The organism is Luteimonas sp. WGS1318, from assembly GCF_043187535.1.
Taxonomy (GTDB): Bacteria; Pseudomonadota; Gammaproteobacteria; order Xanthomonadales; family Xanthomonadaceae; genus Luteimonas.
Genome location: NZ_CP171131.1, coordinates 233,669 through 245,718 on the forward strand (window position 1 = coordinate 233,669; position 12,050 = coordinate 245,718).

Sequence of the window (12,050 nt, forward strand, 5' to 3'; positions counted from 1 at the left end):
ACTGGCGAACCGCCCTTGGAGCGCCGCTGTGCCACGTCCCGCAACCTCGCGCATCGGTCTTGCGCTGCTATTGATAGGGCTGCCGGTCATCGCATTCGCCGCGCCGTTGTCGGTTCCAGGCAGCGGGGATGCCGGGGACATCACGCTGATGCTGGTCTACCTCGGGCTGGCGATCGTGCTGTCGTTCCTGTGCTCGGTCGCCGAGTCGGTGCTGCTGAGCATCACGCCCTCGTTCATCGCCGGCCTGAAGGCTGAGCGTCCCGGGCTCGCCGCGCGGCTGCAGCGGCTGCGCCACGACAGCATCGACCAGTCGCTCGCCGGTATCCTCACACTCAATACAATCGCCCATACCGCCGGTGCAGTGGGCGCAGGCGCGAAGGCCTCCGATGCGTTTGGCAGCGCATGGGTCGGGGTGTTCTCGGCAGTGGCGACGCTGCTGATCCTGTTCCTGTCCGAGATCGTGCCCAAAACGCTGGGCGCGCAGTACTGGCGCCAGCTGGCCGCGCCGACCGCGGTCTTCGTGCGCATGCTGATCGTCGTGCTCTACCCGCTGATCCGTGTGTCCGAAATGCTGACCAGGCTGATCTCGGGCGGCAAACAGGCGCACGTGTTCAACCGCGAGGAATTCATCGCGATGGCCAGCGTCGGTGAGGAAAGTGGCGGCATCCTGCCGCGCGAGTCGCACATCCTGCGCAACCTGTTTCGGATGTCCGAACTGCGCGCGCACGACGTGATGACACCGCGCACCGTGGTCGCCGCGCTGCGCGACACCACGCCGGTGTCCCAGGCGTTGCAAGACGCGCGCACGGCACCGTTCTCGCGGGTGCCGATCTATACCGACGACATCGACGATGCGACGACATTCGTACTGCGCTCGGAGATGCTGCAGGCCGAAGCCCGCGGCGAGGGTGACGTGGCGCTGCGCACGCTGGCCCGCCCGATGCGCAGCGTGCCCGAAAGCATGCCGCTGACCGGCCTGCTGGAGTTCCTGCTCGACCGCCGCCAGCAAATCGCCCTGGTCGTCGACGAGTACGGCTCCACCAGCGGCGTGGTGACGATGGAAGACGTCGTCGAGACGCTGCTGGGCCAGGAGATCATCGACGAGAGCGATCGCGTCTCCGACATGCAGCGCCTGGCCCGCAAGCGCTGGAAAGAACGCGCAGCGGCGCACGGTCTACCGGTCGATGCGCGCGACGAGCGCGACGGGCCAGCCGGCCGCTGAATCGCGCGCCGGCGTGTGCGGTCACTCGATGGATTCGATCCGTCCGAACGACAGCACGTGCGGCACCATGCGCCAGTGGTAGCGACGCAGTTCCACGGCCGCGATCGGCGCCGGCGTGGCGATCTCGGTGCGCTGCGGCGTGTGTCGCCATTCCCAGTCGAGTGCCTCGGCGTCACGCCCACCGCGCATCAGCGAGGCCTGCGGCAGCGGACGGCCGTCGGCGTCCAGCGGCACCGCGATGCTCCACAGCGCTGCCGTCTCGCCGGGACGGGCGCGTGCCTGCTCCAGGCCGACACGACGCGGCGACACCCAGTCGAAACGGGCATCGGGTTGCGACTGCGGCTGCTCGCCGTAGGCGACGGTCTCCACGCCGTCCCAGGCGTAGGTTTCGACCTCCATCTCGAGGTCGATCGTCGCCAGCGCGGCGAGCGCCTCGTCGCGCACGCCCGGCGGCAGACGGAACGGGAAGTCGGCCTCGCCTTCGTCGCTGCGCCACTGACCCACCAGCGCGAGCATCGGCCGCACAGGCACCGCCTCCAGGCCGGGCAGCGGCCGGCCGGCGGCGTCGCGCAGCGTGACCGAGCGCAGACGCCCGAACAGCGGCGGCGGGCCGTCTTCGCGGCCGCTGGCGTCGGACTTGATCTCGGCACCCATCACCAGGCGCGCACGTCCCATGCTGCGCGGCTCGACGCCGAACGCCAGCTGCGCTGCGATCGTCTCCAGGTGTTCCGGAGCGAGCATGTCCTGCAGCAGCACGCCGCGCGGCGGCGGATCGTTGCGATACAGCGTCGGGTCGTCCGATGGCCCGGAGAACGGCGGCGCTGCCAGCCGTTCGGCTTCGTAGCGGATCATGGCGGCGGTCGAATCGGACACGTCGAGCATGGGGATCGTGTCGAGCGCGACCATGCGCAGGCGCTGCTCGGTGGCCGGCAGTCCGTCGGCGGCGTCCATGTCCAGGCGCAGGCGCACCTCGAGCGGCATGCCGTCTGCCAGACGCACCGCCTGACGGCCGTTGCCGCTCAGCGTGTCGCCCTCGATGTGCATCGCCAGCACCGCGACCGCGTCGTCGACCGCGACGACCTCGAGGCGCGTCTCGATCCGGCCGATCGCCGGCGAGCGGGCGTGCTGGTGGATGATCTGACCCGCCTTCAGCCCGTCGGGCAACGCGCGGACCTGCAGGCCGAGCGTCTGCGGTGCATCCACCAGCGCCTGGGCCGCGCGCGGGCGTTGCTTCAACAACCGGGCCCAGGCGCTCTCGTCGACTGCGCGCATCGGACCGGGCGTGCCATCGGCCGAAATCCGCACCTTGAACCCGGCATTGAGCAGCTGGATCAGCGCCGCGTCGATGGCGTCGTCGGGATCGAGATCGTCGGTGGACCGCCACTGCCCGCCGCCGCGCATCTGCGACCACAGGGGCTGCGTGTGCAGGCGCTGCTCACCGGCCGAGTCGTTCTCGAGCGCGAGCCGGTTGAAGCCGAGCGTGCGCATCGTGCCGGCATGGCCGGGGGCGCGGATCGTGTGGTCGACGAAGTACACGGCCGGTCCGGCCTGTACGCCCGTACAGAGCGTCAGGCCCAGCGCCAGCATCAAGGTGCGCAGTGCGCGCATGGCCGCCTCCATGGCAGTTGGGACGTGACTGCACGACGCGCGCTGCCGGCGCGTCGGTGCTGCAGGACGAGCGACCGGGCTCAGCCCGCCGGGCAGGCGAAGGCCGTGGTGCGTGCGTCGCTGGTGCCGCGCATGCGGGCCTCCAGCGGCGCGGCCTTGCCGTACATCCGCCAGTCGTAGATCACGCTGAAGGCCAGCACGCGGGCCACGTATTCGCGCGTCTCGCGGTAGCTGATCGTCTCGATCCAGAAATCCGGGTCCATGTCCGGCCGCTGCGCCAGCCAGCGCCCGGTCGGCGTGGGGCCGGCGTTGTACGCGGCGATGGCGACATACGGCAGGCCGTACATGTCCTTCTTTTCGCGCAGGTAGGCGGTGCCGATGGCGACATTGGTGGCCGGGTCGTACAGGCTCTCGGCACCGCCCCAAGGCATGCCCAGGCGACGCGCGACACCGGCGCCGGTCGACGGCAGCACCTGCATCAGGCCGCGGGCATCGGCGGGCGAGCGCGCATTCGGGTTGAACGTGCTCTCGGCGCGGATCTCCGCCGCCACCCAGGCCGGGTCGAGGCCCTGGCGACGCGATTCGCGTTCGATCAAGGCCTGACTGGTCAGCGGGAAACGCAGTGTGTACAGGCGCGTCTCGTCCGGCTGGCGGCCGAGGCCGAACACGCCGCGGTCGTACCAGCCGTTGTCCTGCGCGACCTGCACCGCGATCCGGCGCTGGTCGTCGTCGAACCGGGCCAGCGCCGCGGTCCACTCGCGGGTGGCCCAGCCCGGCCGATCGATGCGGTACAGCGCCATCGCGCGCACGATGCCGGGGTCGGCGGCGATGCGCCGTTTCGCCGCGTCCGCCGGCGCGAAGTCCCAGGGGCACAGCGCATAGGGCTGGCCGAGGCGGTCGGCGGCGAGGAAGCCGTGGAAATCCGGATTCGTCGCCGCGCGGCGGTACAGCGGCTGGGCGCCGGCGCGGTCGCCGGTGAGTTCCGCCAGCCGCGCCTCGAACCAGATCCAGCGTGATTGCGCGCGCTGGGACTCGCCCATCGCACGGATCGCGGTCAGCGCGGCCGGCCAGTCCCGGCGCGCCATGCCCTCGCGCGCGCGCCACTCGTGCAGGCGTTCGTCGTAGGCGCTGGCCGGCACCTTCGCCAGCAGGCGGGCCGAATCGGGCAGGTAGGATGCCACCGTCCACAGCGCGGCCTGGTAGAGCACGCGGCCGGTGTCGGCCTCGCTGAAGCCGAGCGCCGAAGCGATCGCGGGCAGCTGGGCCTCGGCCGCCAGCGGATCGTCCTTGGCGAAGCGCGCCAGCCCGTGCGAGGCGACGAGCCGGCTGCGCGCGGTCTTCGGCCACTGCGCGGCGCGCGCGTGCGGGGCCTGCATGAACGCGGCGTAGTCGTTGGCGAGCGTCTGTTCGGACGCCGACAGGTTGCGCGCGATCGCGCGCATCATCGTCGCGTCCTGCTCGGCCGTCGCCAGCTCGAAGCGCTCCCAGCGCAGCGCATCGCCCAGTTCGCCGCGCTGGGCGAGCGTCTGCAGCGGCGCATCGCAGGTGTCGGGCAGCGAGGCGCCGCTGCTGCGCCAGATCGCCTGCACGTCGCGGGTCCATTGCGCGTCGATCGCGCCGGTGTTCGCGCGCGCGTCGAGCTCGATGCAGCGCAGTGCGGTGTTGGTGATCGACGGCGACCACGCCGCACGCACGCCCGCCCAGTCGCGACGGGTGGCGAGTGCGCGCAACCAGGCCTCGCGGAACACCTCGGCCACCGGTTGTCCGGCATGCCGGCCCAGGAAGGCCTGGCCGTCGGCCACCGGCAGCGTGGCGACGTTGCGGCGCAGGGTCGCCATTTCCAGCCAGGCCGCGGCCGGATGCGACTGCATCGCCGGGGCCACCGGCTGGCCGCGTTCGGCGGCCTGCATCGCGACGCGGAACGCGCTGTCGTCGCTAACCGCCTGTGCGAACGCAGGCAGTGTGCCGGCGCAGACGAGGGTCGCGGCGAAGGACAACGCGCGCACGCGGCGGACCGCGCGGGCGGCGGCGACGGGTCGGATCGGCATCGGCAGCGGGGTCCTGGAGTCGGGGCCGGGGACTATAACGAAGCCTGTCTGAAGCCCTTGTGGCACGCCGGACCACGCAGCTGCGTGGTCGCGCCGCCGTGCCGGATCGCCCGCCGCGTCCGGGGTCGCAGGGCGCGCGCTTTAGACTTGTCCGGCTGCGCTCCGGTTCGCGCAGGGAAATCTCCCGGATGCTGACGTGGTCGATGTTGCTGTTTCCGCTGCTGGGCGCGCTGGCCGGCGTGCTGGCCGGGCTGCTCGGCATCGGCGGCGGCCTGGTGCTGGTCACCGGTCTGGTCTGGGTGCTGCCGCTGTTCGACGTGCCGCGCGACGCGGCGATGCATGCCGCACTCGCGACCGCGCTGGCCAGCATCATCCTCACCGGTGCCTCGTCGGCGCGCGCGCACCACCTGCGCGGCAGCGTGCTGTGGCGCACCGTCGCGTGGATGGTGCCGGGCGTGCTGGTGGGCGCGTGGCTGGGCAGCAAGCTGGCGATCCTGCTCGATGGCGAGGTGCTGAAATATTGCGTGGTCGCCTACTGCGCGATCGCCGGCACCCAGCTGCTGCTGTCGCGCACACCCGACACCGGCGGCAACGTGATCGTGCCGCGCGGCGTGGGCCTGACCGGCGCGGGGGCGGGCATCGGCGCGCTGTCGTCGGTGGTCGGCATCGGCGGCGGCAGCATGACCGTGCCGCTGCTGGTCTGGCTGGGCGTGTCGCCGGTGCGCGCGGTCGGCACCTCGTCGGCGCTGGGCATCTTCATCGCGCTCTCGGCGGCCGCCGGCTACGCGTTGCAGGCGCCGGCCGGTGTGTTGCCACCGCCGTCGTGGGGCTACGTGTACCTGCCGGGCGCGATCGGCATCGCGCTGGCCTCGGTGCTGGTCGCCCCCTACGGCACGCGGCTGGCCCATGCACTCAGCGGGCGCGCGCTCAAACGCGTGTTCGCGCTGTTCCTGTACGCCATCGGCGCGAGCCTGCTGTTCCTGTAATGCCTTCCCGTTTTCCGCTGGACCTCTCATGACCGTTTCTGCTCCGACCATCCCCGACACCATCGCCGCGCTGGCCCCACAGATGACCGCGTGGCGCCGCGAGATCCACGCCTGGCCGGAACTCGGCTTCGAAGAGGAAAAGACCTCGGCGCTGGTCATCCGAGAACTGCGCGCGCTGGGCCTCGAGGTCCACACGGGCCTGGGCGGCACCGGTGTGGTCGCCGTGGTCGACAGCGGCCAGCCGGGTCTGTCGATCGGCCTGCGCGCCGATATGGACGCGCTGCCGATGGACGAGCAGAGCGACCTGCCGTTCCGTTCGCAGCGCCCGGGCGTGGCGCATACCTGCGGGCACGACGGCCACACGTCGGCCCTGCTCGGCACCGCGCGGCACCTGGTCGCGCATCCGCCGGCCAGCGGCCGCGTCGTGCTGATCTTCCAGCCGGCCGAAGAAGGCGGGCGCGGCGCGATCCGGATGATCGAGGACGGCCTGCTGACGCGCTGGCCCTGCGACGAGGTCTACGCCTTCCACAACATGCCCGCCCTGAAGACCGGCGAGGCCAGCGTGCGCAGTGGCGCCACGCTGCAGTCGCTGGCGGTGTTCGAGATCGCGATCGAGGGTGTCGGTGGCCACGCCGCCGCGCCGCATCGCGCGAACGATCCGCTGCAGGTCGCGGCCCGCCTGGCGGTCGACATCCCGGCGATCGTCGGCCGCCACATCGATCCGATGGAAGCGGCGCTGATCAACGTCGGCTCGCTGCAGGCGGGCACCACGCACAACATCATCCCCTCGACCGCCACGCTCAGCGGCACGGTCCGCTCGCTGTCGAAGGATGTGCACGACGAGCTGCTCAAGCGCCTGCGCGCACTGTGCGAGGGCCATGCGCAGATTTCCGGCTGCAGCGTCCAGCTCGAGATCCCGCATTCCTGCCCGCCGTGCGTCAACGCGCCGGCGCAGGCGGCGCTTGCGGCCGACGCGATCGCCGATGTGCTCGGCGCCGAGCACGTGCAGACCGACCTGCGCGCGTATCCGTTTTCCGATGATTTCTCCTACATGCTCGAACAGTGGCCCGGCGCCTATCTGTTCCTCGGCATGGACAGCGCGATGTGCCACCACCCCACGTTCCGCTTCGACGACGGCCTGTTGCCGGTCGCGGCGGCGGTATTCGACCGCATCGTGCGGCGCCGTCTGGGCTGAGCCGGCGACGGTCGATCCACTGCGTGGTCGTAGGCGCGCGCTTGCGCACGAGAGGCGTCCCATCGAAGCCTCATCGCGCGCAAGCGCGCTCCTACAGGGTTCGGCGCGTCCCTTCGAACATCAGCCTCGCGCGTACGTGTGGCGGCATCGACAGCCCAATATGTCGGGATCGCCGCTGTTCGAGCGCATCGTGCGGCGCCGTCTGGGCTGAGCCGGCGACGGTCGATCCACTGCGTGGTCGTAGGCGCGCGCTTGCGCACGAGAGGCGTCCCATCGAAGCCTCATCGCGCGCAAGCGCGTTCCTACAGGGTTCGGCGCGTCCCTTCGAACGTCGGCCCCGCGCGTACTTGTGGTGGCATCGACAGCCCGATGGGCCGGGATCGTCCGTGTTCGACCACATCGTGCGGCAGTGTCTGGGCTGAGCCAGGTGTGGAGACCTCGCATTCCCGTAGGAGCGCGCTTGCGCGCGAGAGGCGTCCCCATAGAAGCCTCATCGCGCGCAAGCGCGCTCCTACGGGGTCTCTGGCGAGTGCCTTCGAACATCGGCCCCTCATCTACGTGTGGTGACATCGACGGCCCGATGCCGGGATCGTCGGTCTTCGACCGCATCGTGCGGCGCCGTCTGGGCTGAGCCGGCGATGGTCGACCCACCGCGTCGTCGTAGGAGTGCGCTTGCGTGCGATGGGGCTGCGCCGGAACCGCACCCTCGCGCGCAAGCGGGCGCCCACAGAGCGTCGTAAGCTGTGCGCCGCGCCGCAGACCGACTCCGGCGCGTCGACGTCTTTTCGCGAGTGCCCCATGTCCCAGCGCGACTGGGTGGCCCAGGCCATCCGCAAGATCGAGGCCGATTTCAACCGCTCGGCCGACACCCATCTGATCCCGCTGGCGCTGCCGGGCTTTCCTGACATCGACGTCTATCTCAAGGACGAGTCCAGCCACCCGACCGGCAGCCTCAAGCACCGGCTCGCGCGCTCGCTGTTCCTCTATGCGCTCGCCAACGGCTGGCTGCACGCGGGCAGCACGGTGGTCGAGGCGTCGAGCGGTTCGACCGCGGTGTCGGAGGCCTATTTCGCGCGCCTGCTGGGGCTGCCGTTCGTCGCGGTGATGCCGGCCTCGACATCCCCGGAGAAGATCGCCGCGATCGAATTCCACGGCGGCCGCTGCCACCTGGTGCCCAGCGCCTGCGGCATCGCCGCAGAATCCGCGCGACTGGCGCGCGAGACCGGCGGTCATTTCATGGACCAGTTCACCTACGCCGAGCGGGCGACCGACTGGCGCGCGAACAACAACATCGCCGAGTCGATCTTCAAGCAGATGGAGAAGGAGGCGCATCCGGTGCCGGCGTGGATCGTCTGCAGCGCGGGCACCGGCGGCACCAGCGCGACGATCGGCCGCTATGCGCGCTACCGCGGCTTCGAGACCGACGTGCTGTGCGCCGATCCCGAGCATTCGGCGTTCTTCGACCACTACGTGCGCAGCCTCGCGGGCACGCCGGTGCAGGACGACGTGGCGCCCGCACCGCCGTCGCGCATCGAGGGCATCGGCCGGCCGCGGGCCGAGCCGAGTTTCATCCCCGGCTGCGTCGAGGCGATGGTCAAGGTGCCCGATGCGCTGAGCCTGGCGGCGATGCGCTACGTCAATGCGCGGCTCGGCCGTCGGGTCGGAGGCTCGACCGGCACCAACATCGTCGGCGTGCTGCAGGTCGCCGAGGCGATGCGCGCCGCCGGACAGGTCGGCTCGATCGTGACCATCCTGTGCGACGGCGGCGAGCGCTACGCACACAGTTACTACAATCCCGACTGGCTGCAGGCGCAGGGCTTCGACATGGCCGCCGCCGACGCGGCCGTGCGCGCCACCGCGGATACGGGGGCGGCCCTGCCACCGCTGACACTGGCGCGGCGCTCGGCGGGCGAATGAACCGTCAAGCTGGGGTTGACCCCAGGTGCGGACAGGTTAAGGATTCGTTACAAGACATGGACCGGCGACACGGGGACGCCGGCGGTCCCACCTTCCCAGCACGGAGCACCCGCATGACCGCCATTCCCCACCGTCACCGGCTGACCGCCGGTGTGCAGTTGTCCCTGTTGATGCTCGTCGCGCCGGCCGCCGCGGCGCAGGACGCGCCGCCCACCGCGCAGGAGGCGCGCACGCTCGATACCGTCCAGGTCACCGGCACGCGCATCCGCAAGGCCGAGATGGAAACCGCGGTGCCGGTGCAGGTGCTCACGCGCGAGGACATCCAGCGCAGCGGCTTCAGTTCGGTCGCCGACATCGTGCAGAACCTCACGGCCTCCGGCGCCGCGCTCAACACCAAGTTCAATTCCAGCGGCAACTTCGGCTTTCCGCCCGACGGCGGCGGCGTCGGTGCGGGCGCGGCGACGGTCGATCTTCGGCACCTCGGCGCCAAGCGCGTGCTGGTGCTGGTCGACGGCATCCGCTGGGTCAACGAGTCCTCGGGCTCGGGCGTGGGCGCGGCGGTCGACCTCAACACGATCCCGCTGGCGCTGATCGAACGCATCGAGGTGCTGGAGGACGGGGCCTCGTCGATCTACGGGTCCGACGCGATCGCCGGCGTGGTCAACATCATCACCCGGCGCGACGCGCAGGGCGGCAGCCTCGACCTGAACTACGGCGAGTACCAGGACCTCGGTGGCGGCACCTGGGGCGCGGATCTGGGCTGGGGCGGCAGCAACGACCGCGCCCAGTGGTTCGCCGGCGCGTCGTACTTCCGGCAGCGCGAGATCTCCTCCGCGCGCTTCGCCAATGCCAGCGTGCCGGTGCCCGGTACGGGCCTGGCGAACGGCAGCTCGGCGACGCCGGGCGGGCGCTTCGTGTTCGCGCCTCCGGGCGGCAACGACACCCTCGGCGGCCTGTGTCCGCTGGCCAACGACGATGCCGGCGTGCCGATCCCCGGCAGCGCCACCTGCAACATCACCCTGCCCAACGACGCGAGCTTCCCCGGCGGCGCGGCCGTCGGCGACTTCATTCCGTTCACCACGGCCAACCGCTACAACTTCGCGCCCAACAACCTGCTGCTCACGCCGTCGGAGCGCAAGTCGGTGTTCGGCCAGGTCCGCTTCGAGTTCACGCCGCAGGTCTCGGCCTTCGCCCGCGTGCTCTACAACGCACGTACCTCGTCGAACCAGGCCGCGCCCGAGCCGTTCTTCCTCGGCACCGATGCCGGCGTGTACAACCCCTATGCCGAGAGCACGCTGGTGATCTCGGCGCGCAACCCGTTCAATCCCTTCGGCTTCGACCTGACCACGGTGGGCGACGACGCCAACCTGTTCCTGCTCGGCCGGCGCCCGGTCGAGGGCGGACCGCGCCGTTACACCCAGGACGTGAAGACCTGGTACGCCGCCGGCGGGCTGGAAGGCACGTTCGGCGTGGGCGTGCGCACCTGGAACTGGGACGTCAACCTGATGCGCAGCGAAAGCCGCGCCGAGCAGGTCAACACCGGCAGCTACAACATCCGCCGCATCAACGAGGCGCTCGGCGATCCCGACGCCTGCGCGGCGATCGCCGGCTGCACGCCGCTGAACCTGTTCGGCGGGCCCGGCACCATCACCCCGGCGATGCTCGCCTTCATCCAGCCGGTGGTGCGCGATGAGAGCCGCAACACGCTCAGCCTGATCTCGGCCAACGTCACCGGCGACCTGTTCCAGTTGCCCGCCGGTGCGTTCTCGTTCGCCGCCGGCGTCGAGTACCGCAAGTACGAAGGCAGCTACACGCCCGACCCGATCACCGTCGCCGGCGAGTACAACGGCGTGCCGTCCGGCCCGACCCGCGGCGACTACGACGTCAACGAGGCCTACGCCGAAGTCAGCGTGCCGCTGATGCGTGATACCGCGTTCGGCGAGACCCTCGATCTCAGCCTCGCCGGTCGCTACTCCGACTACTCCACCTTCGGCGGCGAAAGCACCGGCAAGATCGGCCTGCGCTGGCAGCCGGTCGACGAACTGCTGCTGCGCATGAGCTATGCCGAGGGCTTCCGCGCGCCGTCGATCGGCGAGCTCTACGGCACGCTGAGCCGCTTCGACGCGACCCTGGTCGATCCCTGTTCCGGCGCTGCCGTGCCTTCGCCGGCCTGCGCCGCCGACGGTGTGCCGGCCGGGTACGAGCAGACCAATTCGCAGATCTCGCTGGTGACCTCGGGCAATGCCGACCTGCAGCCCGAACGCAGCCGCAGCCTGATGGTCGGTTCGGTGTGGAGCCCGTCGTTCGCGGACGAGGTGTCGTGGTCCGACCGGCTCGATCTCGGCGTGACCTTCTATCGGCACCACATCACCGACGCGATCCAGGCGCCCGATGCCCAGGCGATCCTGGAGCGCTGCATCGCGACGCGCGATGCGGCCGCGTGCGCCTCCTACGACCGCAGCGATCGCGGCCAGATCATCCGCTTCGACGCCATCCTGGCCAACCTGGGCACGATCAAGACCGACGGTTGGGACTTCACCGCGGCGTGGACCCTGCCGACCCGCGACTGGGGCCGGCTGCGCTTCGATGCCAAGACCACCTGGGTCACGCGTTACGAGCTGGTCAACGAATCGGGCGATCCCGAGCCGCGGCGGCCGGGCGTGGAGGTCAACAACAGCGCGATTCCCGAATGGACCGGCACCCTGGTCACCGACTGGACCCGTGGTCCGTGGTCGCTGGCCTGGACGCTGCGCTACATCGACCGGCTGACCGAATCCTGCGGCGGCGCGAACGGCTTCGCGATCTGCGACGACAGCGCCAACGACGTCAACGCGCTCGGCTCGACCACCTATCACGACCTGCAACTGGCCTGGCACAACACCGCCTGGCTCAAGGGCACGCGGCTGAGCCTGGGCGTCAACAACATCACCGGCAAGGAACCGCCGGTGTGCCTGAGCTGCAGCCTCAACGGCTACGACGCCTCGACCTACGATCTGCCGGGCCGTTACTGGTACGCCCGCGTGGGCTTCGACTTCTGATCCGGCGGGCTCCGCGCCGGTGGCCCGACAGCCGCC

The 12,050-nt window shown here is 70.7% G+C and carries 7 protein-coding genes; 5 read left to right on the top strand and 2 right to left on the bottom strand.

What is annotated here, in order from left to right:
* Window positions 1–28 precede the first annotated feature (28 nt).
* The gene (locus ACF3M1_RS01030) at window positions 29–1,222 is read left to right on the top strand and encodes a CNNM domain-containing protein (protein WP_394003090.1); all 1,194 of its coding nucleotides are present in this window, start codon (window positions 29–31) and stop codon (window positions 1,220–1,222) included.
* A 21-nt stretch (window positions 1,223–1,243) separates the two neighbouring features.
* Here ACF3M1_RS01030 and ACF3M1_RS01035 read toward each other — a convergent pair whose 3' ends face one another.
* Entirely contained in the window at window positions 1,244–2,830 is a 1,587-nt protein-coding gene (locus tag ACF3M1_RS01035) for a hypothetical protein (protein ID WP_394003092.1), read from the bottom strand.
* A gap of 80 nt (window positions 2,831–2,910) precedes the next feature.
* A complete protein-coding gene (locus ACF3M1_RS01040) occupies window positions 2,911–4,878 on the bottom strand; it encodes a transglycosylase SLT domain-containing protein (protein ID WP_394003094.1) in 1,968 nt (655 codons plus the stop codon).
* A gap of 188 nt (window positions 4,879–5,066) precedes the next feature.
* Between ACF3M1_RS01040 and ACF3M1_RS01045 the strand changes: the two genes are divergently transcribed.
* The 4 genes from ACF3M1_RS01045 to ACF3M1_RS01060 all read left to right on the top strand — a co-directional run bounded on the left by ACF3M1_RS01045 (window position 5,067) and on the right by ACF3M1_RS01060 (window position 12,014).
* Window positions 5,067–5,864 (top strand): sulfite exporter TauE/SafE family protein, encoded by a 798-nt coding sequence (locus ACF3M1_RS01045; protein ID WP_394003096.1) that lies wholly within the window; start codon window positions 5,067–5,069, stop codon window positions 5,862–5,864.
* Between the two features lie 28 nt (window positions 5,865–5,892).
* Window positions 5,893–7,059, top strand: a complete 1,167-nt coding sequence (locus tag ACF3M1_RS01050; protein ID WP_394003098.1) for an amidohydrolase — start codon at window positions 5,893–5,895, stop codon at window positions 7,057–7,059.
* A 798-nt stretch (window positions 7,060–7,857) separates the two neighbouring features.
* Window positions 7,858–8,976, top strand: coding sequence for a PLP-dependent cysteine synthase family protein (locus ACF3M1_RS01055; RefSeq protein WP_394003100.1), 1,119 nt, complete (start codon window positions 7,858–7,860; stop codon window positions 8,974–8,976).
* A gap of 113 nt (window positions 8,977–9,089) precedes the next feature.
* A complete protein-coding gene (locus tag ACF3M1_RS01060) occupies window positions 9,090–12,014 on the top strand; it encodes a TonB-dependent receptor plug domain-containing protein (RefSeq protein WP_394003102.1) in 2,925 nt (974 codons plus the stop codon).
* The last annotated feature ends 36 nt before the right edge of the window (window positions 12,015–12,050 follow it).

Excerpts from the sequence above, each read along its gene's own strand:
- ACF3M1_RS01035 (WP_394003092.1), bottom strand. The coding sequence starts at position 2,830 with ATGCGCGCACTGCGCACCTTGATGCTGGCGCTGGGCCTGACGCTCTGT.
- ACF3M1_RS01040 (WP_394003094.1), bottom strand. The coding sequence starts at position 4,878 with ATGCCGATCCGACCCGTCGCCGCCGCCCGCGCGGTCCGCCGCGTGCGC.
- ACF3M1_RS01045 (WP_394003096.1), top strand. The coding sequence starts at position 5,067 with ATGCTGACGTGGTCGATGTTGCTGTTTCCGCTGCTGGGCGCGCTGGCC.
- ACF3M1_RS01050 (WP_394003098.1), top strand. The coding sequence starts at position 5,893 with ATGACCGTTTCTGCTCCGACCATCCCCGACACCATCGCCGCGCTGGCC.
- ACF3M1_RS01055 (WP_394003100.1), top strand. The coding sequence starts at position 7,858 with ATGTCCCAGCGCGACTGGGTGGCCCAGGCCATCCGCAAGATCGAGGCC.
- ACF3M1_RS01060 (WP_394003102.1), top strand. The coding sequence starts at position 9,090 with ATGACCGCCATTCCCCACCGTCACCGGCTGACCGCCGGTGTGCAGTTG.